Below are 23,173 nucleotides of genomic sequence, written 5' to 3' on the forward strand. Positions count from 1 at the left end.
GGTTAGCCCGATCGTCATTCAAGCCTTCACGATTTCGGTCGTGGTCAGCTGACCACAAATCTAACACTTTGGCGGACAATGGCTTTCGAAGATGAGCACCGCAAACGCGGTCAGTCTTGCTGTCATATCATTTGGTGGCGAAGGCAATCGATCGCACCTCGGAAGGCCAGGAACGAGGGACGTCTGAGCGGAGGCTTACCTTGTGTCGGCGTCTGTGTGGTTCGACGTACTACTTCCTAGTGCCCGGTGCTGCGAGTAGTGGAGGCCGATCCCTTCTATTGGTGGACAGGCGACGCTATGAGAGCCACTGCAAGTCGGTAGAGGCTTGATGCTCGGCATCTCGGCAAATTCCTCAGGCTCGCTTGACCAAATCGATCCCTTTGAAACCGCTAAAAAGGGAGGCCTGATGCGGGTGTTCGATGGCATTTTCTTCGGTGGTCAGCTGACCACCGTCTTAATATCTTGAAATACAAGGACTTTCGGCGATGGTCATTTCAACTCAATGGCCGCTACTTCCGCGTAAATCGGAGACGTATAGGCATGTGGAGCGCATAAGTCGTGAGGTGAAGTATGCCCCTCAATGCCGATCGACGAAAAGAGGTTCCGAGTGGATCCTATAGGCGAGCAGTAAACTTGGAAGTAGCTCTAGGGCTGGACAGGCCGGCATAACTTGCCATCCGCATATCAGGCGATCTACTAGCGGTAAGGCGTTATCAGCGTCCTGCACCGTGCTTCTATCCATAGAGCGACAAAGTGACCGAACCAACTCCAAATAATCAAATCGCTGCTTTTCATGCGAAATTAAATAAAGCTGTTGCGCAAGGGCGGCGGCAGCGAGAGAAGGTCGAGCGGGAGAAATCGAAGGCCCGCGCTAATGCCTCCAATTATGAACCTGCGATCGCAAGTTTCATCGACGTGTTGGGTTTCCAGGCGCTCCTCAATTCGAGAACTCCTGCCGAGATTCACAACATCATTCTCGATCTGCGGGAATTTTCCACGCCAGATGAGTTGCCCGCGAGGCGAATGAAGGACGTCCGGCTGAGTAGTCGAGCATTCGCGGAGTCGGTGTCGGACGCGGTGGTGCGTGTCCGCGTTTTTGACACACAATATGCTGACGGGGCGCTGTTCAACGAGTTGCTAGACCTTCTCCACATCCAGATACAATGCATTAACAGCGGAGTATTGATCCGAGCCGGGGTCGCGATCGGAGACGTGCATGTTGGCTTAAATGGAAAAGGCCCTATCTTTGGACCGGCGATGGTGCGCGCTTACCAAATCGAGAGCGAGGAAGCCAGGTATCCGCGGATTGTCATTGACGAAGCCGCATACAGGCTCTTCCTCGCGGACAGTCGCCTACATAATGAAAATCACGACCCTGAGGAGGAAGCGGGTTATGTCAACGGACTTCTTCGAGTTGGCGAGGACGGAACGCGGTACATAGACTATTTGACTGCGGGCGAGGGAGAATTCGACGACTTCGCGAATTACCTTCAATTCATGGAAAGGCACGCTGACTTGCTGCGCCGGAACTTAGGCACAACCCATCGACCGAACGTCCATCGTAAATACGTGTGGTTGGCCCGTTATCACAATGACGTTCTGGAAAAGATGAGAGTCGAGTTTGAAAACGGCCAGCGTTCGCTGCAGTCGTTCCAAGCGATCTACAGTCGGGACGCTTTGGCTTGCCTCGATGCGTTAGTTGTAGAGCTAAGCTGATTGGCATCTGGCCGCTGGCGTCGGGCGACAACGTGCTGGGCGTGGACATATCCGACCGTTGATCAGCAGAGCGCGCGCCAGCGCCGCAGGATACGTCATCCCGTTCCAGGTGGCGGACGCCAGCAGCGCCGATCTGCCCTAGGGCGCGTTCGACTTCCTGTTCTCACGTTTCGGATTGATGTTCTTCGACGATTCCACAGGGGCGGCATTCGCGCATATGCGCCGTGCGCTCCGGCCGAGTGGCGGGTCGCCGCCATCGAGGCCATCGTTGAGACCGCAGGTCTGCTTGTCCTCGTGCGGCCGTAACGGTCGCGCCTCTACATGTGGCATCCAATAAACTCTAAGGAGGGGAGGGTAGGCTGGCGCCGGAAAAACTAGCGCCCGTGTCCCTGGTTGAAGCAATCCGCCGTAGCTGCGGACCGATGGCGAATTCCGCCGCCTAGCGCTCCAGATCCTCAACAGCCAAGTGTGGAAATCTATGCGATCGGACAGCGCGAAACACCGAGCCGTCGCTCGCCCGATGAATTGCGCCGTCACCGGCGAATGAGGCCAAAGCGGTGGGCTTCGTCTAGCAGGTCTCGAACGGATGAGGGCTGCCATTTCTTGCCGCCGCGCGCAGGCCGTTCTCCCATCTGGTCCAGTTGCGCGCCAATGTCGCGAAGCGACAGATCGGGATCGGCAATAGAGATAGCCGCCACCAACTTCATGAGGTGGTCCTCGGGGGCGCGACGAGGGGAGCGGACCAGCAGTTCTTTCTCCGCAAGCTTTTCGCGAACCAGGCGATGAACGGCGCGACGAAGGCGCTCGACGGACCAGTCGTGACCGCGACGATTGAGTACCCGTACGACATTGTCCCAGCTATGTTGCGGGCGCAGTTGTCGCACCACCGGCAGCCACGTCTGCGCCGACGCGATGAGCTTATCGAGATAAAGTTTCTCGCGCGCTCGCGAAACTGCCCGGATCGCCTCCGGACGCCGTTCTCGCAGGCCCGGGTTGCCAGGAATTTTGCCGCGCGCCTTCGCCGCCTTGATCCCGGCTTTGGTGCGTTCGGCGATTAGAGCACGCTCGAGCTGCGCGACCGCGCCGAGGACCTGGAGGGAAAACATGCCCTGTGGCGTGGACGTATCGATCGGGTCACGTATTGAGCGGAAATGCACGCCCCGCTCTTCGAGGTCCTCGATCACGGACAAGAGATGGCTCACCGATCTGGCCAGTCGATCGAGGCGGACGACGACCAGGACGTCGCCCGCGGTGAGTTCGCCGAGCATCCGCGTCAACACCGGTCGGGCGCGCGATGCACCGGAGCCGTGCTCCTGATAGATCCGATCGCAGCCGGCGGCCCGCAGCTCATCGATCTGGGCATCGTGGATCTGATCGTCCGTCGACACCCGGGCGTAGCCGATCAGCCGCTTAGGAGGCTGGTGGATGTTAACGGTTTGCCGCTTTACCATGGCGCCTTCAACACTCCCGTTTCAAGGTACTTTGTACAGAGAAGGAATGCGTGAGAAAATGGTCCTTTGCAAGCGTGTTTTATCATCAAAATTGAGAGCCCTACAGCGCGATTTTGGACCAAGAATAGGCGATGAATCCATCGCGACCGCCAAACGCGCGTCAGCGGGCTTCCCTGGCTGAAATCGCGCAAAATCGGCGGATTTGATTGGGACCAGCCCTGGCCTTGCCGTCTTAAGCCGAGTCCGACGCGGGGAAGCGGGAGGGGAGGGGCAGCGGGCCGGCCGGTTCGATGAACGTTGTTCCACTCAATCAGGCAGATGAGTCCACCGATCCTGGGTGAAAAACTGGCGGAAACGCCTGGTTTTCCCGGGGAATCCATAGATCCAGGAGGCCGAGACATCGGTTTTGCGGCTCGAAATCCATCACTATCGATACTTGATACTTATCGTTAGTTAGAACGCTGTGGCTTTTAGCTTCCGATTTCAATTGAAGCGCCAAGCGAGAAATTCGGCACTGAAATCTCCCCTTGCGATTTCATGCGGAGGAGGGGAGGGGCCGGCTAAAGCCCTGATGCCTTGGTCAGATTAACACGGAAGCGATCCCGCCGCCGCTGATATCTGCGCGTCATCTCCGCTGAAGCATGACCGAGCTGTTTCTGGACGTAACGCTCGTCGACTTCAGCGGAAGAAGCCAAGCCCGCGCGGAGGGAATGGCCGGAGAACTTGAAGGCGCGTTCAATTTCGCTGAGATCGCCGCGAACGCCTGCGGCCATTGCGGCCCTTTTCACAAGCCGAGCGACCTCCTTGTCGTTCAGCCGCTCCGACCCGACAGCTTTCCCTTGCCCCGTCACCCGGCGAAAAAGGGGGCCATGAGCCAGCTTAGCGAACTTGATCCAGGTCTCGATTGCGGCAACCGGGCAGGTCGCGTCAGACGAGCCGCGGCCGACCTCAACCTCTCGCCATCCGGTTTTTCCGCGCAGGGTAATAAGCATGCCCTTGTCGAGGATTTCGATCCAGCCGCGACCATCTTCGGTCTGGTCTGCCTTCAGATCGAGGCCGACGATTTCGGAGCGCCGAAGACCTCCAGCAAAGCCGATGAGCAACATGGCCCGATCCCGCAGGCCGCGCAGAGAGCCGCGATCGAGCGTCTCGACCATGGCGATAATGTCTTCCGCCATGACCGCTTCCTTCTGGACCGGTGGCTTTGCGTGGCTGTTGCGGATGCCGGCCATCACGGTGGCGATATGCCGGTCCCTGCGATCGAGCGAGAGGCCACGCTGGGCATAGTTCCAGGAGAGCGAGGAGAGGCGGCGTTCGATGGTCGACACTGAGTTCGCTTTTGCACCACGTTCAGCCGTGCCGGAAGCGCAGGCCGTGATATAAAGCCCGACGGTTTGCGGATGCGGGGGGAGGGGAGTGAGATTCGACCGCCGGCACCACGCTGAAAAGTGCTTCCAGTCTGCGGCGTAGGCTTTGCGGGTATTCGCGGAACTCGCCGCTTCGACATATCCCCGGGCGCGATCGGCGAGGTTGGCAAGATGCGCTGGTGTCTGATCCTGATCAGCAGGGGAGGGGAGGGCACTGTCCCACACCTCCGGCGCGGAAACATCATGCCCGTCCGCCGTGCTGAGAGACGGCGCCGAGATCTTCTCGACGTGATTTCTGCTGTTCTGGTCGCTGATTTGGGCCATTTCTCTATAATGAACATAATGTCCGATAATGCAAGATTATCGGACGTTTTTATTCGCCGACAGGCGCGGCGCTTTGTGCTTCCTTCGATAGCGAAAAGCGCCGTCATATGTTACCGTCCGCCATGACCTCACGCGCGCGAATCATCCCCGATGCACCCCTCAGCTATCCGCCCGTTCCCGTCTGGGCGCGTCTTCCCGCCACGGCAGAAGGCGTTGGCGACGCGGGCTATTTCGCCGGCGCGGCGCTGGCCGCCCTGCACCCGGCGGCGCGCGACGGGCATCCGCTCGGTAATCTTTGGCGACAGCGACTGGCGCTTGGCTGTGCCGCGGCGATGACGCGGCAGCAGGGTCGGCCGGAAGGCGAGACGACGTTGCGCGATCATTGGTATCTGACGCCGGCCGATGGCGATCCCGGACCGGCGGGTCGGCTGCTCGGCGCCTTCCGCGCGCTGGGCGAGCCACGAGCCGTGCGCACGCAGGAATGGGAAACCCGCCTGCCAAACCTGTTCGAGATCGCCGCCGACGCCTCCTTGGTGGTGGCGTTGGAGATGGCTGCCGATCATGCGCGCGGGCCCGGCGACGGGGTACGGGCGGCGGCGTCCGCCGCGCTGGCGTTCACGCGGCGTCGGCCGGATGCCCGGTCGCTGGGCGTCTGGCTGGCGGACGCCATTCTCGCCAGCCGTCTCGGATGGCCGGCGCCCCTGCCGATTCTGGCGAACGCATTGCGGCCAGGTGACTGGCGAGCGCTGCGGGAGGGCAGGGCGGAAATCTGGACGGATGCCTGCCATTTTGCCTATGGGCGCGGCGCCGCGGCGGCGCTGGATCTGCACGCCGATCTTGGCCGCCGGATGACGCGGCTGCTGGCCGTCGCGCCACAGTTGCGCGGCAAGGAGGCCGATACGACGATCTCGATCCTGATCCGCGAGGACGCGCTGGCGGCAAAGACGGGCAAGGCCACCAGCGACCGGTCCAGCCGGCGGCTGTTCGACCGGCTGGTGACGCTCGGCGGGGTCCGCGAGCTCACGGGTCGAACGACATTCCGGCTTTATGGATTGTAAACCATGGGACGGCGGCCACGAGCAACAGAGGGACTTGACACCGAGCTCGCCGAGCTCCCGCCGGAGCTGCGTTGGCGCGAGTGGATGGGGCGTGTCGAAGCAGTGATCTTCGCATCGGCGGAACCGGTGATGCGCGAGACGCTCGCACGCCTGGTCGGACGCGACTGCAGCGTCGATCTCTTGATCGACGACATCCGCGAAGAACTGCGTGACCGCCCCTACGAGCTCGTCTCGGTCGCCGGCGGCTGGCAGCACCGCACCAGGCAACGGTTTGCCGAGGCGATCCGCAGCGTGACGGCCGTCGAGCAGCCAGGACGGTTGTTGTCGCAAGCGGATCTGTTGGTGCTGGCGATTGTCGCCTATCACCAGCCGATCACCCGCGGCGAAATCTCGAAGATCACCGGCAAGGAGGTCAGCCGCGATACGATCGCCCATCTCCGGTCGCTCGGCGTCGTCGCCTCAGGTCCTCGCAGCCCGCAGCCGGGTGCACCCTACACGCTGGTGACGACAAAGACCTTCCTGTCGCAGTTCGGGTTCGAGACCCTGCGCGATTTGCCCAATATCGAAGCGCTTGAGGATGCCGGACTGCTCAGCAAGCACATGCTCTTCGACGCCGATATCCCGATAGCCTCGGACGAGCGGAACGAACCAGTCGATCAAGACGCCCACGACAGATAAGCAGCTGAGTACGGCCAATGCGGATCGGCGAGCATCGCTTTGCCCATCATGACCAGGTCGAGCTGCCCACTGCTTATGAGTTCGCCCGCTTGCTCCGGCTGAGTGATATTCCAACTCGCCGCGCGGGCAGGCCGGTCGCCTTCCGGATCTGATCGGCGTACGGCACGATGAACCCCGGGCCCCAGGGAATTTTCGCATGCGTGGGCGAGAAGCCGAGGCGGACGTCGATGAAGTTGAGGCCGGTCAAGGCGACCGAGCGAGCGCAAAGAAGAGGCACTTGGTGAGCCGCGAACGGCATTTTCTTGACCGCTATGTCTATGCCCGTATGTCAACGCTCACGCTAGGGTGAATTCAGAATCCCAAGGTGTCGGCTCAGAGAAAAGCTCGGCGAAAAACGCGACGAACGCCTTTACGTTCGGATTTCCACGTCGACTTTCCGGCCAAAGCGCCGTGATGTGGTGCCTGTCCATCCAGTAGTTCTTTAGCACTGGAACTAACTCCCCGCGGGCAACGTAGGGACCAGCTATGTACGTTGCCGAAATACCGATGCCACCGCCGTTCAAGAGGACCGCCATGACCGCATCGCTATTGTCGACGACGATGCCGGCATTGGGCAAGATCTCCTGGATACGATCTCCGGTCCGGAAAGGCCATCGCATCGACTGCCCCGAGCTCTGATAACGGAGGTTCACGCAGTCGTGGCTGTCGAGGTCCTCGGGCCGCGTGGGCATGCCGCGTCGCTCTAGATAGGCTGGCGATGCGAAAGCGCAGACCCTGTTTGGCGCAAGCTTCCTAGAGATAAGGCGTGAATCGACTGGCTGGCCCACGCGGATCGCCACGTCGATCCCTTCCTCGACAAGGTCTGTGAAGGTATCGCCTAAGCGGAGGTCGATAGACACTTTCGGGTAGAGCGCCCGAAACGCCGGGAGATGCGGACTGATGAGATGCACTCCAACCGGCAGAGCTGTAGTGATCTTCAACAATCCGGCAGGTTCGGCCCGCGTCGCGGCTGCGGCCTGTTCGATCTCCTCGGCCTGCTGCAACAAGCGGAGCGCCCGTTCATGCAGAACAAGTCCCTCGGGCGTCAGGGTCAAGGAGCGCGTCGTGCGGCTGAAGAGCCGAACGCCGAGCCGCTCCTCCAGACGCTGCACACTTTTGCTGATTGCCGACGGAGAGATCGACAGAGAACGAGCCGCTGCCGTGTAACTACCAAGCGACGCCGCACGAGCAAACGCGATGATACCAGTAAGCCGATCGATTCCAATTTGTTCCGTCACGGCACTATTAAAACGAATTGAGCCGAGATTATCAATCAAGAGGATTGGATCTATTCATATCACAGCGTCAACGGACGCCGGAACGTGGTCCGTGACCCTCCTGGTTCCTTGGCGTTATCGATCTGACGATCGCAATTATATGGAGACATGATGTCCAATTTTAAAAGGCTCAGCTTTAGCATTATACTGGCGGTTGCGTCGACCGGAGCAGTATCGACTGCTGCCATGTTCGCCGCGCCAGCCGCGATCGCCCAAGAAAACTCCGCCGACGTATCAACCAATGTCGGGATCGTTGCCGACTTTCTCGCCAACACCGGAGCCGACAAGGTTGAGGCAGCTGCCAAGCGTCTGGTCGCTCCAGATGCTACATACATTTCGTTGAACTTCGACAACCCGGAACTCAAGCAGATCATACCGTGGGTCGGGACCCAGAACGGGCCAGAAGCCTACAGCAACGCGATTATGCGAGTTCAGCAATTTGGAACACTGGAGGACTTCAAGGTTCTCGACATATTCGGAGCAGGTGAGAATGTTGCCGTCTTCGGCCAGTTCACCTATCGCGCTAAAGCAACTGGGATAGCCGTTACGTCACCGCTAGCTATTCGCGCCAAGGTCCGCGACGGCAAAATCGTACTCTTCCAATTCATGGAAGATAGCTACGGGACGGCCTCTGCATTCCGGGTGAGCGGCAAGTGGACGGTAAAAACTGATCCCGCCGGTTCGCCATATGAAGTTGGCAAGGGCAACTAAGCCAAATTGGAGCTTCAAATTCCGATTGCTGATGCAGTCTCAAAGCTGGACCGCCCAAAAGACCGTCCGAGCCTCTCGTTCCCCTGCTTAGACTGACGCCGGAAGCGACCCCATCGCTGCGCTCTGCGATGTCAATCGCCAGCTTCGGAAATTTAAACGCCCACGAAAGTGAAAGTACCATGACCGATCAGAATGATCTTCAGCCTCCGGCATCCATGTCACGTCGCGGCCTACTGGGCGCTGTAGCGATCGCTCCGCTGGCAGCGGGCGTCGTCGCCGGAACTGCCTCAGCGCAGACCACTGGCAGCGGCACTGGAAAAGCGGCCATCGTCACAGGATCGTCCCGTGGAATCGGCGCCGCCGTGGCCAAACGGCTTGCCCGCGAGGGATACACGGTAACAGTGAACTTCATTGTAAACCGCGATCTCGCCAATGCGGTCGTGCGCGACATCGAGAGCGCAGGCGGGAAAGCAATCGCCGTGCAGGCCGACATAAGCGATTCTGACGCGGTGCGCCGACTGTTCGATGAAAACGATAAGGCTTTTGGGGGCGTCGACGTTGTTGTCGCAAATGCGGGGATAATTCGTCAGACACCCATGAGCGACATGACGGATGAAAACTTCAATCGGTTGATTGACGTCAACATGAAAGGCGGCTTTTACACGATGCGAGAAGCTGCGCGGCGCGTTCGAAACAATGGTCGCATCATCACGTTGTCTTCCACCGTCGCGCACGCGAGATTACCCGCCACCGGCCCCTATGGAGCCACCAAGGCCGCGCAGGAGATCTATGCCAATGTCCTGGCCAAGGAACTGGCAGGGCGCATGATTTCCGTCAACGCGATAGCGCCGGGTCCAGTCAATACCACGCTGTTCACGGATTTAAATAATGCGCAGGCGATTGCCGGCTTTGTTCAGCGCACGCCGCATGGTCGATTGGGCGAGCCGGATGACATTGCAAACATCATTGCTGCCCTGTGCTCGTCGGATGGCATGTGGGTGAACGGCCAGACGATTCTCGCGAATGGCGGCCTGATCTGAATTTCACGACTCAGGCCGAACCCGAAGCGACCGACCCGAGTGCCTGTCAAAACGGTGGTGTTTCGTTCCTCGAGTTCTTTTACTGGAGATATCATATGAAAACGTTCCTAAGCGTTGGCTCCGGCCCGGGCATCGGCGCTGCAACCGCTGAACGCTTCGCCAAAGAGGGCTACCGCGTGGTGCTGACATCGCGTGAGCCGGCCAGACTTGCCGCGCGGATCGCGCAGTTTGCGGTCAAGGGCTATACTGTTGCGAGCAAAACCGTAGATGCCGGCGATCTTGCCAGTGTCAGCACCCTGATCAGGGAAACTGAAGCCGAATTCGGTGCGATCGACGTCCTTCACTTTAATTCCGCGTCGATGCATCAGGACACTATCGAGACTCAGCCCGCCGACACGTTTGTGTCGGACCTGACCGTAAACATCGGTGCGGCGCTAGTTGCCGTTCAGGATGTCTCGCGTGGCATGCTCGAGCGTGGCGAAGGGACGATCCTCCTGACCGGCGGATTTTTCGGGGTGACGCCCAATCCCGACTATGTGTCGCTCAGCATCGGCAAAGCCGGCACTCGCAACCTGGCCTATGGTCTGTTCGACAGCTTCAAGGATCGAGGTGTCCACGTGGCCACTGTGAACGTGGCGACGGTGGTGGCGCCGAACTCTCCCGAGGCTCTGGGGGTGGCCGAGGCATTTTGGAGCTTGCATGCGGCACCGCGAGCATCCTGGTCTGCTGAAGTCACCTACCCGGCCTGACCGATCGATTCGCCAAACAGGGGCGCAGTGCCGGCTTTCAAAAGCCAGGTGCGCTTCACGACATTCCGGCAGACCAAAACTAGGCCCAAAACCATGACATCCGCCTCATCCTCCCCCGACGTCACATCGCGCCAGGTCCTTCTATTCTCCCTTGCCGCGGCAGTGATGGTCGCAAACATCTATTATTCCCAGCCTCTGCTCGCCGTCATCGGGCAGGCCTTCGGAGTGAGCCCGACCCATGCCGGTTACCTTGTGACGCTCACGCAGCTTGGCGACGGGCTTGGTGTCCTGCTCATCGTTCCGCTCGGCGACGGTGTAGATCGACGAAAGCTGACTTCAATCATGCTGGCCGGGTGTGTGATTGCGCTTGCCGCAGCTACCCTTAGCCCCTCGTTCCTGATCTTTGCCGTCGTTCAGCTTCTGATCGGAACAACGGCAAGCGCGACCATGGTGGTCATTCCCTATGTCGCCTCGCACTCGTCGGGAGCACAGCGCGGACGGCGCGTCGGGCAGGTCATTACTGGCCTTCTCTTGGGCATTCTGCTTGCTCGCACGGTCTCTGGGTTCGTCTCAGATCTGATCGGGTGGCGCTGGATGTATGCCCTGGCCGCGTTTGCTGTCGCCAGCCTGTGGGTGATGCTGCGCCGGACGATGGTCGCGAACCCACAGGTAGGCACCCTCGTCTACTCGAACCTGATGCGGTCACTGATGGTCCTGTTCCGTGCAGAGCCGGAACTGAGACGCCGATCGATTTATGCCATGCTCGGCATGGGCAGCTTCAGCACCCTGTGGACGGGGCTGACCCTACTGCTGACGTCCGCACCCTACCACTATTCACCCTCAACTATAGGGCTGTTCGGTGTTATCGGGGCGGCCGGAGCCCTGTCGGCCGGAATTGCGGGCCGCCTCGGTGACAGAGGACTCGCCAATACTACCACTTGTATATTGGCGGTTGCACTCATTACATCGTGGGGGCTTGTGGCAGCGGGTGGCACTTCTCTTCCCTTGTTGATCACCGGCATCTTGGTGCTCGACGTCGCGGTCATGGGCCTCCAGGTTACGCATCAGTCCATCCTTTATAGGCTGGCGCCGGATTCCCAGTCGCGCATTACCTCGATCTTCGTGACGGCCGGGTTCATTGGCATGTCGATGGGATCGGCACTCGGAAGCTTCGCGTTTGCTCATGCCGGCTGGATGGGCTTGTGCATTGTGGGAACTATCATGCCCATAATCCTTCTCACCCATTGGGTGGTAACAGGCATTCTGGCGCCGGGCTTCCGTCCCGCCTTCAACCGATCCGATCAGCTTGAATAGTCAATCTTCTACGGCAGTTAGGGCTGGAGCGCGAGCGCTTCAGCCCTGAATGGCGGTCTGCGGCGTTCCGTTTTGTTCCCGAACTGATACTCATTAGCGGTAACCCATCAGAACCGTCGATAAGCCTTGCGGCACTTAGCATTGTTCGAATCGGCCCCCGGTTCTCCGAAACGGAAAAAGGGATCAAAAACGCCGAACTTAACGGCCGAAAAGCATTCGGCTTCGGGGTCACCTTCTGACCGCAGGATGCCATTCGGCGACCCCGGAAACAGAACAAGCGATATTCAGAAGCCTGGTTTCTAAGCTTATGCAAACCGGACGCTCTAATCGCTTGTCTAAGCGTCCGGTACAGCTACCCGCACATAACGTTGGGCGCACGTGCCTCGCAAGGCACTGTGTTGGGCAGCTTTCCATGCGATTGCAATGACGCTAACCGAGGTGGGACTGACATGATTGATTTGACACGTCGCGAACTTGCCCGCGGGGCCATTTCCATCGCCCTTCTCGCGTCAGCCCCGCGGAGCTTTGCTACCGAGGCAGCTTCACCAGGCGCTGACACGGATTTCATGAATCTTGTCGACCCTGAGCTCCGAGCTGCGGCGGCGACAGTCATGCCACTCACCGAAACGCTCGCGAAAATGTCCCCATCGACACTCGTGGGAATCCGTGCATCTCTGGATAAAATGAATCCCGCTCCCGATCAGTCTGTCAAGATCACGCGGCGCACCGTGTCTGGAACCCGCAATCAGCCGGACGTGGTGGTTTACGTGATCAACGATAAGCCCGGCACCCGCCGGCCGGCCATCGTCCACACGCATGGGGGTGGCTATGTTCTTGGCACCGTAGCGCAAGATTTGCCGCGGCTGCAGGCAACCTCAGCGTCCCTCGATTGCGTGATCGTCTCGGTAGAGTATCGACTGGCTCCTGAAGTGACCTACGCAGGTTCCGTCGAAGACAATTACGCCGCGCTCAAGTGGGTGTTCGAGAATGCGGACGTGCTTGGTGTCGACAACGGCAAGATCGCCGTCATGGGCGAAAGCGCGGGTGGTGGTCATGCTGCCCTGCTCGCGATCAAGGCGCGAGATCGCGGAGAATTTCCCATCGCGTTTCAGTTGCTCGTCTATCCGATGTTGGATGATCGGACCGGAAGTGTCCGTCAGCCACCATCTCACATCGGTCGCATCATCTGGACCCCTACGGCAAACCGGTTCGGATGGGGTTCTTTTCTCGGGGTGCGGCCGGGAACAGCGGCAGTTCCGCGCGGTGGTGTTCCTGCACGGACGCGTGACCTTGCTTGCCTGCCGCCGGCCTATATATGTGTCGGCTCAATCGATCTTTTCGTTGAGGAAAACATCACATATGCCAGCCGGCTGATCGATGCTGGCGTGGCAACAGAACTCTCTGTGGTCCCGGGTGGTTTTCACGGCTTCGACCTGGGCTCGCCCGATGCTCAGATTGTGAAAACGTTCAACAACGCCAAACTGGCTGCTCTGCGTAAAGCTTTTGCTACGGCTTAAGACTCGAGGCGTTAGCCTGTGAAATACTTCTGAGATCCGACGACGCAAAACCCCAGTCGGGTCCGACGCAGGTGCCGACCTTTGGCCAGAAGATCGTTTCCCTGACTGCATTGGTGCAGTTGTTCGAATGGGGACCAGCCGGCTTCTTGAGGTTTCCGAGCTTGTAAGTCAGGTGCACTCCCACAACGCAGGAAAAGACTGCTTGTTTCAGAAGCGGCATTCATAGGCCTATGCAGTTTTCGCGGTCTAATCACGCCGATCTCTGAGCCCACATAGCGGGAATAGATCGCAGCCTGGTTGCAGGGTCGGTCGCGTCAATCCTAGTAGCACGACAAGGAGCTATCCATGAAGTATCGGAAACTCGGCAATTCAGGTGCGTCGGTATCCAACCTCATCCTCGGCACAATGGGGTTTGGGACGGAGACGCCCGAGAAGGAAGCCTTTGCGATCCTGGATGCCTATCTCGACGCCGGCGGCAACATGATCGACACCGCCGACGTTTATGGCACAGGCGCGTCGGAAGAACTGTTGGGCCGGTGGCGCTCAGGCCGCAAAGACAAGGTAGACCGGCTGTTGGTCGCGACCAAAGCTCGGTTCGGAACCGGACCTGACGTCAACGACGCCGGCACGTCGCGTCCTCACCTGCACCGCGCGCTCAATACATCTTTGCGACGTTTGGGTGTCGAGGCGATCGACCTTTACCAGATGCATGGTTGGGATCCATTAACCCCGGTGGAAGAAACGCTTTCCTTCCTGGATGCAGCGGCACGCGCCGGCAAAATTCATTACGTCGGCCTCTCCAATTTCACGGGATGGCAGGTACAGCTAGTGTTGTCTACTGCCCGTGCAATGGGGCTGCAGGTACCGATCACGCTGCAGCAACAATACAGCCTCGTCTATCGAGAGATCGAATATGAGGTGGTTCCGGCAGCACTCCACAATGGCATTGGCATCCTGCCGTGGTCTCCGCTGGCGGCAGGCTTCCTGAGCGGAAAATACCATCGCGAGAATCAGCCTGCGGAGGGGACGCGCCTTGCCAAGGACGGCTCGATGATCAAGCATATGGGCAAGGGACTCTATGCCGCCGATCGGAACTGGGACACCATCGAGACCGTTCGCCGGATCGCCGGTGATATCGGATCGACTCCAAGCCAGGTCTCGCTGGCCTGGGTCACAAACCGTCCGGGCGTCTCGGCCAGCATCATCGGTGCACGGACCATGGAACAGCTGCAGGACAATCTTGGTGCGGCTGACCTCGATCTTGAAGAAGCAGTGACAGCAAAACTCGATGCGGTCAGCGCGCCGCGGCCGGACGATTATCCTTACGGCCGTTTCGGGGTCTTGCAGCGGGATCGATATATCGACTCGAGCGACCAGGCGCTCAAGGAACTGGCGTCTTAATTTCCTGCCATTCAGAATCCTGCCGCAGCTGACCTACGGTAGGATTTTTGCGTTGATCAGCTGCGACATTCCTATTCAGAAGCCGCGTTTCTAACTTCATGCAGATTAGGTGGAATAATCAACGACCGTCTTCGTTGCTAAATGTCTGTTCAACAGCTAACATTGCAAGGAAGATTGCTACCATGAGAACTCGACTTTTCGAACCGTTCACCTTTCAGAACGGATTGACCCTTCGGAACCATGTCGTCATGGCGCCGATGACTACCTGGTCAGGAAACGACGATGGGACCGTCTCCGATGAGGAAATCGGCTACTATCGGCGCAGGGCACAGGGCGTTGGCCTGGTTCTGACAGGTTGCACACATATCATGGCGAACGGTATCGGCTTCACCGGCGAGTTCGCGTCCTACGCTGACAAATTCACACCAAGTCTGCGCCGGCTGGCCGATGCCGCCAAAAGTGGGGGAGCGCCAGCGGTGCTTCAGATTTTCCATGCCGGCAACAAGGCAGAGGCAAGTCTGGTCGCCGCCGAGGATATAGTCAGCGCCAGTTCCGTTCCGGTGGCGGCTGGGCCGTTCAACGCCGCTGGAGTGACACCGCGCCCTTTAAACCATGACGAAATCCTCGACGTGATTTCTGCGTTCGGCGCTGCCACACGTCGCGCTATCGAAGCCGGTTTTGACGGTATCGAACTCCACGGCGCGCACGGCTTCCTGCTTCAGAACTTTTTCTCGCCACTCTATAATCAGCGCGACGACGAGTGGGGTGGTTCGCCTGAAAACCGCATGCGCTTTCCGATCGCCGTCGTCGTCGAGGTCAAACGGGTCATCGACAAATATGCAAAGCGCCCGTTCCTTTTGGGATATCGAATTTCGCCCGAAGAACCCGAAGAGGGCGGTCTTCGTATCGACGACGCCTACGGGTTAGTCGACCGTCTTATCGAAACCGGCGTGGATTACGTCCACGCCTCCCTGAGTAACGTCCTTGAAGCAAAGCCACTGGATGGCGGCGAGCAGCTCACGATCGCTGAGTTGATCACCGCTCGCGTGGCAGGGCGCGTCCCGGTCATTGCGGCCGGCCAGATCCGGACACCCGACCAGGCAAGACGTGCTCTCGATCTCGGCCTGTCGCTCGTGGCCGTCGGCCAGGGGCTAGTGATCAACCCAAACTGGGTGGAGCTCTCGAAGAGCGGTCACGAAAATCAGATCGAGGTTGAAGTCAGAACTTCGAAAGTGCCGGAGATCGGGATCCCGAACAAGCTGTGGGGCGTCATTCAGGCCGCCACAGGCTGGTTCAGGGTGAAAGAAGATCGCCCAGAGGAACCACGGAAAGCAACGGCCTAATCTCCCTCAATCCGGACGGCGCTGCCTGTGGAGGCAGCCCGTAGGGGATCCAACACAAGGAAAACACCTATGAGTAAAGTTTGGATGATCACCGGCGCCGGCCGTGGCATGGGCCTGGATTTCGCCAAAGCAGTTCTGGCCTCCGGTGACAAGCTGGTTGCAACCGGTCGAGACCCGGAGCGGGTTGCCAAGGCGATCGGGCAGTCGGAAAATCTGCTGGTGACCACGCTCGATGTGACCAAGCCGGCCGACGCAGTTTCGGCCGTCAATGCAGCGATCGAGCGTTTCGGGCGCATCGACGTGCTGGTCAACAATGCCGCCAGCTTCTACGCCGGCTATTTCGAGGAACTGACACCGGAGCAGATGGATCTGCAGCTGGCGAGTGGTCTCATCGGCCCCATGAATGTCACGCGCGCCGTGCTGCCGGTCATGCGGGGCCAAGGATCCGGGAAGATCGTCTCCATCTCGTCTACGGCAAGCCTGGTCGGCTTTGAATTCTGCAGCGCCTACGCTGCTGCAAAGTTCGCACTCGATGGCTGGATCGAGTCGCTGCAGCCGGAAGTGACGCCGTTCGGCATCGAGACCATGATCGTCAATCCCGGCTTCTTCCGCACGGAGCTTCTGAGTGACGATTCCACCCAGTATGCTCCGTCAGCCGTCAACGACTATGACGAACGGCGGGCCCAGCACCTCGCCTTCTGGAAGTCCGCCAACGGCCAGCAGCCCGGCGATCCCGCCAAGCTTGCTCAGGCCCTGATCACGCTGGTCAACCTGCCCGAGTTGCCCCGTCGCTTCATCGCCGGCGCCGACGCGGTCGGCATGGTCGAACAGAAGCTTGCTTTGGTGCAGCGGCAGATCGATGCCCACAAAGAACTGTCAAGCTCTCTTGCCTTCGATGCATAGGCTTAAGATTTCTATGAGTGGGCCGCCGCGAGTGGCCCGCTCATTCTTTCAATTGCGACCGGCAACGGCATGGATCGGCAAACCGCTCGCTTTGAAGACGTGAGCCAGCTGCATCTTACACCGCGGAAATGGTGGTGCTCGTCTGCCCGTCGCCAGTCAGGGATTCCACCGTCAAGGTCTACCACTACGACGATCTGCAAAGCCTGAAAGCCCATGTCCTGGCCTTCGTCACAGTCTATAACTTCTGCGACGCCTGGACAAAGGCCCCGTCAATCTTCAAAATTAATCCGCACCACCTCATTCCGGGACCGAACTTCTAGGCAGACGCTGTATCGATTTGTTGGCCCTAAAGGCGAATTGCGAGCCGACGGTGAAAAAATACTCGTCCGTCACAAACGCGGAATCTAAGTCATGCCGGGCAATGGGCTTTGCGCGTTCTGCGGCCGCTCCCGGGGTTTCTTGCAATGGCCTTGCTCTCCACCCGGAGTGGGTACGAGTTACCGAGGGACCGCCAAGAGCCCGCCAAAGCATGAACGGGCGCTACGACCGACGCTGCTTGATCTAAAGACGAAGGCCGGAACGCGACGTCGATTGGCCATGCGGCCCTGGCCTGGTATCAGCTAAGTGTTCGGTTGCGGCATCGCCAGCCCATCCACCAGAGTGGCAATGGCTGCCTCCAGCGGCGCCGATCCGACCTTTTCTGGCACCAGGAGCCCATCGATCGCGAGCAGGGTGATGCCGTGAATGAGCGCCCATGCGGCGGTCGCCTGTCCCCTGACTGGCCGCTTGCGAATGGTCCCAGCAGTCTGGCCGCGGTTGAGCATATCCAGCACTACGTCGAATACCGCTAACGCCCGTTGATCGAGATGCATTCCTACGGCCCGCCCCTCCTCCGCGCTGAACATCAGGCGATATAAGGCCGGGTTTTCGGTTCCGAACGCGACATATGCCAGAGATATCGGAGTGATTTCCTCGAGCAGCGATCCGGAGGTTTCGGGTTTCGCCTTCACTAGCGCCTCGCGTAGCCGATCGAACCCAATCATGGCGAGTTCTACCAGAAGAGCAGTCCTATCCGGAAAGTGCTTGTAGGGCGCCGCGTGGCTGACGCCTGCCCGACGGGCGACTTCCCGCAGCGTGAACTGCCAGTCCTTCTCTGTCCGAAGCATGTCCAGAGCAGTTTCAATAATCGCACGGCGGAGATCACCGTGATGATAGGGGCGGTGGGGTGTAGCCTGCATGGTACCTCCAAGTTTCCCATAGAAACATTGTTGACACTGGTAACTTCATCGCCTATGTAGAGGCATAAGTTTCTTCTGTCTACATTGAAAGGAAACCAAATGCAAAACGTTGCTAACGCGGAAACGCAAACATCCCTCGCAGGAAAATTGAATGGTGCCGCAACGAAGCGGGCCCTGATCACCGGTGCCTCCAGTGGCATGGGTCTCGACTATGCCGAGCTCTTGGCAGCGCAGAAGGTAAATCTCGTGCTCGCCGCCCGGCGCAAGGAGCCGATGGAGAAGCTCGCCACAGAGCTTCGACAGAAATATGGTGTCGAGATCGTCGTCGAACCGATCGACCTTGCAGCCCCTGGCGCTGCCGCTCGCTTGAAAAGCAGTCTGGATGACCAGTCGCTGCAGATCGATATTCTGGTGAACAATGCCGGGTATGGGTTGCACGGGGATTTTCTGGACACCCCGCTGGAGCGCACGACCGATATGATACAGCTCAATATCACGGCGGTCACGGAACTGAGCTTTATCTTCGGGCAGGATATGGCAGCCCGCGGGTCTGGTCAGATACTCCTCATTGCAAGCATTCTGTCATTCCAGCCCGTTCCTGGGTTTGCCGCTTATGCAGCAACGAAGTCCTACGTGCTGTCGTTTGGAGAAGCTTTGCACGACGAACTCCGCCCTCGAGGCGTGACGGTCACCTGCCTTTGCCCTGGACACACCGAAACCGGCTTCGATTCGGCCGCAAGCGCCCCTGTCTCGCCAATGCTGCGTATTTTGACGATGAAGCCCCGTCCTGTTGCCAAAGGCGGTCTCCACGCCCTGTCACAAGGCAAGGCTTCCGTAGTTGCCGGGTTCATGAACAAGATCATTATATTTTCAAATCGCCTGACACCGCGTTCGATGCAGCGAGCCGTCATGAAAAGCGCTACGGGGGGATAGAACTGCAGTCGGCCGGCGACTGACGCGTCCGTTGCCGGCCTGCTGATCTTGGCGGCCGGTCTGCATTTTCGGGAAGGTCGGCCTCCGGATGGCAAGGGCAAACGCCGCCCGTATCATCATACCGTGTATCTGTGCTCCCTTTAATGTTCGGAGGCCAAGTAGGGCGGACAGTTCGCTGGCGTCTTTAGTCGACCGGCAATCCAGGCTTGTTCGGCTTGCTGGTGACGTTTTTCACGTCGTCTCGCCCGTCAAGGAGGTTTCGGCTGCGGGCCTATCGCTGTGTGGCGTCGAGCTGTCACGTGCCCGAGCGGTCCACACTCGTCGTGTCGAGCGTTTCCCTCCCACCGAACCAGAGGGCCAGTGCGAGCAGCGTTAGGGACACGCCACACAACATCAGCGCCCTCCATCCTCCCCAGGACCACAGCGGTCCTGACAAAGCCGATCCCAGTGCTCCGCCAATGAAGTTACAAGCTACGAAGGCGGTGTTGAGCCTGCTTCGAGACGCCGGATCCACCGACAGAATGCGGGACTGATTGAGCACGTTCACGGCCTGGATCGCCACATCAAGAAGAAGAACAGCTAGAAGCACCAGAAGGATCGAGCTGGTACCTACCATGGCGATCAGAAGCGATGCGGTCGCGAGACAAAGGGCAAGGCCTGTGACAGCGACTGACCAGCCACGATCGTGGAACCTGCCGACGCGACGCGCTGCAAGGGCTCCGGCAAGGCCAACAAGGCCGACGAGACCGATCTGGGAGACCGAATATGAGTAGGGCGGAGCGCTCAGTAGATATGTCAGTCCGGTCCAGAAGAGGGTGAAGACGGAAAATGCGAGAGCGCCGATCAATAGGGTGACCTGAACGATGCGATATCTCCCCACGATTTGGAAGATCGAGAGAATGAGCTTGCCGTAGGCGACGCGAGGCCTTGGTGGTTCAGCGGGTATCACGAACCAGAGCACGACCGCCATTAGGAGCGTGCACAGCGCCGCCACAGCATAGACGACACGCCAGCCGAAGGCGTCGGAGAGAACGCCGCTGACCGTCCTGGACAGGAGGATCCCGGCCAACAGGCCCGAGACAATAGTGCCGACGACCTTACCGCGTTCTTCAGGCGTCGCCAGATCTCCGGCGAGCGGTGTCAGAAGCTGGCCGGCGACGGTGGTCATCCCGACAGCGGCAAGGGCCGCTGCCAGCGTCGTGAAACTCGGCGACAACGCACCGCTGAGAAGTGCCAAGGCTGAGCAGGCCATGACAGCTGGTATGAGACTGCGCCGCGGTAGCATGTCCCCGAGGGGGACGATCAGGAGGACGCCGACCGCGTAACCGATCTGGGTCATGGTCACCAGCAGGCCGATCGTTCCGGTCGATACCTGAAGTGCTGTGGCGATTTCGGTCAGGAGAGGCTGTGCCCAGTAAAGGTTTCCAACGGCAATCCCGCCAGCGATCGCGAACAACACCGCGAGCCTGCTCGACAGCCCAGCGCCTTGCCGGTTTCTCGTTTCTGTCTTGCTTAGCTGCATTGAGTAACTTTGCCTGACACCATTTCACCAGCCATCGCGGACCAGCCTGCCTGCACTGTCCCATGGAAATCCAGGCTTGCAAGCGCCATGCCGCATAGAGTGACGGCGACGAGCAACATGCCGGAACACAGGCTGCGGGCATCGATATGATAGTCCTTCGGATCGTATGACATTTTTACGCGCTCCTGAGTGCTGCCTCGAGGACAGCTTTGGATCAATTCATACGAGCGTTATCGGCCAACGGCGGATGGTTGATAACCCATGCAATTCCGCATGAGTTTAGAAATCTGGCTTATGAATAAGCGGTCAAGTGACTGGTTTGGCCTGTCGTGGTAGGGGAAGCTCTCCCTGTTATAGTCGTTACGCTGCGGTCGTGGACACGGGGACCGGATGCAAACATCTCTGCGACTATCCAGGCGGCAAATGCGTCGCCGCGGGCAACCGAAAAACGAACTCCGAGCAGACCTCGTAGACCCCGCCGGCCGTTTCGAACTGCCAGTCAGGAAGGAGGCGCCGGACGGCAACCGTCCTCAGCAGCAGCCTGTTGCCGTGGCTCAGTCACGCAAGACACCGCCATTTTCGATAATGGCCGTCGGCGTATCGACATCAAGCAAAGCGGCCCGACCGATATCGATCATCACGATGGGGAGTTCGCTATCGCCAATCACTTCTCGTGCCCCGACGTCGCCTTCCAGTCTCATCAGGTGGCCGTACAGCAATCGGGGGAACAAGACGGGATGTCCAGGCGTGTCGCCAAAGCTCGCCCGCACAATCGCTTCTCCGCCGGATTTTTGGAAAGCCTGCACAATACAATCGATATGCTCGGTCAGGATGCCGGGCATATCTGCCAACATGACAAGCACACCATCGCACTCGGAAATTTGCGGATGCGAAACTCCACAAGCCAACGAACTGGCCATGCCGGTTCCGTAGGACCGGTTGAATAAAGTGACGATATCGAGGCCCACCAAGGCCTGTTCGACATCTCCTTGCCGATGACCCGTCACGGCAACGACCGGCGTAGCATTTGAGGCCAGCAATACCATTGCGGAACGCCGCACCAGCGGCACGCTATCGAACTCTGCCAGCAGCTTGTGCGGGCCGTTTTGCCCCATGCGCCTTGCCCGTCCGGCCGCCAGCAAGATGGCCGCGACCGAAACGCCTTCGCGATGATCCATGCTTCCTCGACCTACTCCGTATTCCACCAGCCGATTTAGAAGGCTGCTTTCTAACCTCATGCAAACCAGGGCGTCTAATGCGATGGACGGCATCAAGATAGGCTACGCGTCAATGAGTGTATGTGGTGAATTTGAATGCCTTCAACGAGACAACCATCTGTCTGCGCCAAAATTTGCGGCATCATCTGCTTATTTGTCGCAATCGCAAGTCCCATCGCCAGCCAGGCGTTCGCGCAGGCAACCGGGAATCGCGCGACCTTTCCGAAGAACTTTGGAGAATATGTTCGGTATGGCATTTACGATCGCGGTTCCTCGAAAGAAGAGGCCTTCGCCACTGCCGAGACCATAGCGATCGCAAAGTCCGGCCAGCCATTACCGCCCGGCACTCGGTTGGTGCTGGGAATCTGGACCGATTACAAACTTGTGAGCTATTTCGTCATGGAAAAAGGCGTCGATTGGGGCCTTACTTCCCCAGAAGACCAGCGGACCGGCGACTGGCATTTCCAGCAGTTCGATACCACCGGACAGGTCAAGCGCGAAGCAATCGCCGATCGCTGTCAGTCGTGCCACGGAGGACAGGCCGATAACGATTTCATGTTCACGACCGACAAAATGCGGGCCTACCTTCCTTGAAGCCGCTTTTTCTATTTCGCTCGATCCTCGATATCCTCGCGATCGGCCTGTTGCTGGCCGCTTTCGCGTATGACTGGTTCGGAAACCGGGTCCACGAAATCATCGGCACCTTGATGTTCGGCTTGTTGATCAGTCATAACGTCTTCAATCGGCGCTGGTACGGTATGGTCGCGAAAGGCTGGCGTGAGCCGCGGGCCGTGTTCAGCAAGACCATCACGCTTTGTCTTATGGTCATGATGGTGGGGCTGTTCGTCACCAGCGTCATCATTTCGCAGGCCGTCTTCGACTTCCTGTCTCTTCGCAGTAGCTCTACGACGCGACAGGTGCATGCGCTCATTGCCTATCTCGTACTCTTGATGGCAGCTCTCCATGTCGGACTGCAATGGTCGATGATCATGCGGGTTATAGGGCAGGTCTTGCGAGTGAAGGTGGAGACCCGAATTAAAACCGTGGCTCTGCGCGGTCTGGCATTTCTGATTGCTATCTACGGCGTTCACAGCCTGTTTGTGATTGATATCGGACCCAAGCTTCGGATGGAGACGACCTTCAATTTTTGGGACTTCGAGGCAGCGGCAGCCGAATTTATCCTGCGTCACGCGGCGATCATCGCGCTCTGCGCCATGATTGCGCATTACAGCCTCAAGCTGCTCAGCCTGCACAAGAGAGATCGGCGCTCTCCGGCGACCACGAAGTGAATTCTCAGGTACTGGGGTTCCACGTTCTAAATCCCGAATGTGAGCGCCTTTGATCATCAATGTCGGCAGCTGTCGAGCCATTCCTC

Annotated in this window: 21 protein-coding genes and 2 pseudogenes; 16 read left to right on the plus strand and 7 right to left on the minus strand. The window is 59.0% G+C overall.

Annotated features, from left to right (window positions below):
- Window positions 1-753: 753 nt before the first annotated feature.
- Complete coding sequence (locus tag RTCIAT899_RS18610; protein WP_015341778.1) at window positions 754-1,716, plus strand: hypothetical protein; 963 nt, start codon at window positions 754-756, stop codon at window positions 1,714-1,716.
- Window positions 1,717-1,739: 23 nt separating this feature from the next.
- Window positions 1,740-1,960: pseudogene (locus tag RTCIAT899_RS34585) on the plus strand (class I SAM-dependent methyltransferase); the annotation flags it as partial.
- 289 nt (window positions 1,961-2,249) lie between these two features.
- Here RTCIAT899_RS34585 and RTCIAT899_RS18615 read toward each other — a convergent pair.
- A complete protein-coding gene (locus RTCIAT899_RS18615) occupies window positions 2,250-3,167 on the minus strand; it encodes a recombinase family protein (RefSeq protein ID WP_015341779.1) in 918 nt (305 codons plus the stop codon).
- Between the two features lie 560 nt (window positions 3,168-3,727).
- Window positions 3,728-4,858 carry a site-specific integrase gene (locus RTCIAT899_RS18620; protein ID WP_015341782.1) on the minus strand — a complete coding sequence of 377 codons (1,131 nt, stop codon included), beginning with the start codon at window positions 4,856-4,858 and terminating at the stop codon, window positions 3,728-3,730.
- Window positions 4,859-4,980: 122 nt separating this feature from the next.
- Here RTCIAT899_RS18620 and RTCIAT899_RS18625 point away from each other — a divergent pair, with 122 nt between their 5' ends.
- Window positions 4,981-5,916 (plus strand): DUF1403 family protein, encoded by a 936-nt coding sequence (locus RTCIAT899_RS18625; RefSeq protein WP_041678034.1) that lies wholly within the window; start codon window positions 4,981-4,983, stop codon window positions 5,914-5,916.
- Between the two features lie 3 nt (window positions 5,917-5,919).
- Entirely contained in the window at window positions 5,920-6,594 is a 675-nt protein-coding gene (scpB, locus tag RTCIAT899_RS18630; RefSeq protein ID WP_015341784.1) for an SMC-Scp complex subunit ScpB, read from the plus strand.
- Window positions 6,595-6,929: 335 nt separating this feature from the next.
- On the opposite strand, the gene RTCIAT899_RS18635 is transcribed toward scpB, so the two are convergent.
- The gene (locus tag RTCIAT899_RS18635; protein WP_015341785.1) at window positions 6,930-7,871 is read right to left on the minus strand and encodes a LysR family transcriptional regulator; all 942 of its coding nucleotides are present in this window, start codon (window positions 7,869-7,871) and stop codon (window positions 6,930-6,932) included.
- Between the two features lie 150 nt (window positions 7,872-8,021).
- Here RTCIAT899_RS18635 and RTCIAT899_RS18640 point away from each other — a divergent pair, with 150 nt between their 5' ends.
- From RTCIAT899_RS18640 to RTCIAT899_RS33125, 9 genes and pseudogenes are all read left to right on the plus strand, one after another.
- Window positions 8,022-8,621 carry a nuclear transport factor 2 family protein gene (locus RTCIAT899_RS18640; protein WP_015341786.1) on the plus strand — a complete coding sequence of 200 codons (600 nt, stop codon included), beginning with the start codon at window positions 8,022-8,024 and terminating at the stop codon, window positions 8,619-8,621.
- Window positions 8,622-8,800: 179 nt separating this feature from the next.
- Entirely contained in the window at window positions 8,801-9,661 is an 861-nt protein-coding gene (locus RTCIAT899_RS18645; protein ID WP_041678035.1) for an SDR family oxidoreductase, read from the plus strand.
- 95 nt (window positions 9,662-9,756) lie between these two features.
- The gene (locus tag RTCIAT899_RS18650; RefSeq protein WP_015341788.1) at window positions 9,757-10,410 is read left to right on the plus strand and encodes an SDR family oxidoreductase; all 654 of its coding nucleotides are present in this window, start codon (window positions 9,757-9,759) and stop codon (window positions 10,408-10,410) included.
- Between the two features lie 93 nt (window positions 10,411-10,503).
- On the plus strand, window positions 10,504-11,724 hold the full coding sequence (locus RTCIAT899_RS18655; protein ID WP_135488262.1) for an MFS transporter: 1,221 nt from the start codon (window positions 10,504-10,506) through the stop codon (window positions 11,722-11,724).
- 449 nt (window positions 11,725-12,173) lie between these two features.
- Entirely contained in the window at window positions 12,174-13,241 is a 1,068-nt protein-coding gene (locus tag RTCIAT899_RS18660; protein ID WP_015341790.1) for an alpha/beta hydrolase, read from the plus strand.
- A gap of 345 nt (window positions 13,242-13,586) precedes the next feature.
- Window positions 13,587-14,642, plus strand: coding sequence for an aldo/keto reductase (locus tag RTCIAT899_RS18665; protein ID WP_015341791.1), 1,056 nt, complete (start codon window positions 13,587-13,589; stop codon window positions 14,640-14,642).
- A 182-nt stretch (window positions 14,643-14,824) separates the two neighbouring features.
- Window positions 14,825-15,985: an NADH-dependent flavin oxidoreductase gene (locus RTCIAT899_RS18670; RefSeq protein WP_015341792.1), complete on the plus strand. Its 1,161-nt coding sequence runs from the start codon at window positions 14,825-14,827 to the stop codon at window positions 15,983-15,985.
- Window positions 15,986-16,054: 69 nt separating this feature from the next.
- Window positions 16,055-16,888, plus strand: coding sequence for an SDR family oxidoreductase (locus tag RTCIAT899_RS18675; protein ID WP_041678036.1), 834 nt, complete (start codon window positions 16,055-16,057; stop codon window positions 16,886-16,888).
- 155 nt (window positions 16,889-17,043) lie between these two features.
- Window positions 17,044-17,208, plus strand: a pseudogene (locus RTCIAT899_RS33125) (IS481 family transposase); the annotation flags it as partial.
- Between the two features lie 300 nt (window positions 17,209-17,508).
- Here the strand turns inward: RTCIAT899_RS33125 and RTCIAT899_RS18685 are convergent.
- The gene (locus tag RTCIAT899_RS18685) at window positions 17,509-18,126 is read right to left on the minus strand and encodes a TetR/AcrR family transcriptional regulator (RefSeq protein WP_015341795.1); all 618 of its coding nucleotides are present in this window, start codon (window positions 18,124-18,126) and stop codon (window positions 17,509-17,511) included.
- Window positions 18,127-18,225: 99 nt separating this feature from the next.
- On the opposite strand from RTCIAT899_RS18685, the gene RTCIAT899_RS18690 reads away from it, so the two are divergent.
- Entirely contained in the window at window positions 18,226-19,059 is an 834-nt protein-coding gene (locus RTCIAT899_RS18690) for an SDR family NAD(P)-dependent oxidoreductase (protein ID WP_015341796.1), read from the plus strand.
- Window positions 19,060-19,354: 295 nt separating this feature from the next.
- Here the strand turns inward: RTCIAT899_RS18690 and RTCIAT899_RS18695 are convergent, their stop codons facing one another.
- From RTCIAT899_RS18695 to RTCIAT899_RS18705, 3 genes are all read right to left on the minus strand, one after another.
- Window positions 19,355-20,581 (minus strand): MFS transporter, encoded by a 1,227-nt coding sequence (locus tag RTCIAT899_RS18695; RefSeq protein ID WP_015341797.1) that lies wholly within the window; start codon window positions 20,579-20,581, stop codon window positions 19,355-19,357.
- A complete protein-coding gene (locus tag RTCIAT899_RS18700) occupies window positions 20,572-20,754 on the minus strand; it encodes a hypothetical protein (RefSeq protein WP_015341798.1) in 183 nt (60 codons plus the stop codon). The genes RTCIAT899_RS18695 and RTCIAT899_RS18700 overlap by 10 nt, the downstream gene beginning before the upstream one ends.
- A 381-nt stretch (window positions 20,755-21,135) precedes the next feature.
- The gene (locus tag RTCIAT899_RS18705; protein ID WP_015341799.1) at window positions 21,136-21,759 is read right to left on the minus strand and encodes a nucleotidyltransferase family protein; all 624 of its coding nucleotides are present in this window, start codon (window positions 21,757-21,759) and stop codon (window positions 21,136-21,138) included.
- Window positions 21,760-21,894: 135 nt separating this feature from the next.
- Between RTCIAT899_RS18705 and RTCIAT899_RS18710 the strand changes: the two genes are divergently transcribed.
- Both RTCIAT899_RS18710 and RTCIAT899_RS18715 read left to right on the plus strand, forming a co-directional pair.
- The gene (locus tag RTCIAT899_RS18710) at window positions 21,895-22,392 is read left to right on the plus strand and encodes a cytochrome P460 family protein (RefSeq protein WP_015341800.1); all 498 of its coding nucleotides are present in this window, start codon (window positions 21,895-21,897) and stop codon (window positions 22,390-22,392) included.
- Window positions 22,389-23,087, plus strand: coding sequence for a DUF4405 domain-containing protein (locus RTCIAT899_RS18715; RefSeq protein ID WP_015341801.1), 699 nt, complete (start codon window positions 22,389-22,391; stop codon window positions 23,085-23,087). Before RTCIAT899_RS18710 ends, RTCIAT899_RS18715 begins: the two co-directional genes overlap by 4 nt.
- Window positions 23,088-23,173: the final 86 nt, after the last annotated feature.

It is taken from the genome of Rhizobium tropici CIAT 899, from assembly GCF_000330885.1.
GTDB classification, from domain to species: domain Bacteria; phylum Pseudomonadota; class Alphaproteobacteria; order Rhizobiales; family Rhizobiaceae; genus Rhizobium; species Rhizobium tropici.

Excerpts from the sequence above, each read along its gene's own strand:
- RTCIAT899_RS18675 (WP_041678036.1), top strand. The coding sequence starts at position 16,055 with ATGAGTAAAGTTTGGATGATCACCGGCGCCGGCCGTGGCATGGGCCTG.
- RTCIAT899_RS18655 (WP_135488262.1), top strand. The coding sequence starts at position 10,504 with ATGACATCCGCCTCATCCTCCCCCGACGTCACATCGCGCCAGGTCCTT.
- RTCIAT899_RS18670 (WP_015341792.1), top strand. The coding sequence starts at position 14,825 with ATGAGAACTCGACTTTTCGAACCGTTCACCTTTCAGAACGGATTGACC.
- RTCIAT899_RS18645 (WP_041678035.1), top strand. The coding sequence starts at position 8,801 with ATGACCGATCAGAATGATCTTCAGCCTCCGGCATCCATGTCACGTCGC.
- RTCIAT899_RS18700 (WP_015341798.1), bottom strand. The coding sequence starts at position 20,754 with ATGTCATACGATCCGAAGGACTATCATATCGATGCCCGCAGCCTGTGT.
- RTCIAT899_RS18615 (WP_015341779.1), bottom strand. The coding sequence starts at position 3,167 with ATGGTAAAGCGGCAAACCGTTAACATCCACCAGCCTCCTAAGCGGCTG.
- RTCIAT899_RS18695 (WP_015341797.1), bottom strand. The coding sequence starts at position 20,581 with ATGCAGCTAAGCAAGACAGAAACGAGAAACCGGCAAGGCGCTGGGCTG.
- RTCIAT899_RS18660 (WP_015341790.1), top strand. The coding sequence starts at position 12,174 with ATGATTGATTTGACACGTCGCGAACTTGCCCGCGGGGCCATTTCCATC.
- RTCIAT899_RS18640 (WP_015341786.1), top strand. The coding sequence starts at position 8,022 with ATGTCCAATTTTAAAAGGCTCAGCTTTAGCATTATACTGGCGGTTGCG.
- RTCIAT899_RS18665 (WP_015341791.1), top strand. The coding sequence starts at position 13,587 with ATGAAGTATCGGAAACTCGGCAATTCAGGTGCGTCGGTATCCAACCTC.
- scpB (WP_015341784.1), top strand. The coding sequence starts at position 5,920 with ATGGGACGGCGGCCACGAGCAACAGAGGGACTTGACACCGAGCTCGCC.
- RTCIAT899_RS18650 (WP_015341788.1), top strand. The coding sequence starts at position 9,757 with ATGAAAACGTTCCTAAGCGTTGGCTCCGGCCCGGGCATCGGCGCTGCA.
- RTCIAT899_RS18625 (WP_041678034.1), top strand. The coding sequence starts at position 4,981 with ATGACCTCACGCGCGCGAATCATCCCCGATGCACCCCTCAGCTATCCG.
- RTCIAT899_RS18690 (WP_015341796.1), top strand. The coding sequence starts at position 18,226 with ATGCAAAACGTTGCTAACGCGGAAACGCAAACATCCCTCGCAGGAAAA.
- RTCIAT899_RS18710 (WP_015341800.1), top strand. The coding sequence starts at position 21,895 with ATGCCTTCAACGAGACAACCATCTGTCTGCGCCAAAATTTGCGGCATC.
- RTCIAT899_RS18705 (WP_015341799.1), bottom strand. The coding sequence starts at position 21,759 with ATGGATCATCGCGAAGGCGTTTCGGTCGCGGCCATCTTGCTGGCGGCC.
- RTCIAT899_RS18620 (WP_015341782.1), bottom strand. The coding sequence starts at position 4,858 with ATGGCCCAAATCAGCGACCAGAACAGCAGAAATCACGTCGAGAAGATC.
- RTCIAT899_RS18685 (WP_015341795.1), bottom strand. The coding sequence starts at position 18,126 with ATGCAGGCTACACCCCACCGCCCCTATCATCACGGTGATCTCCGCCGT.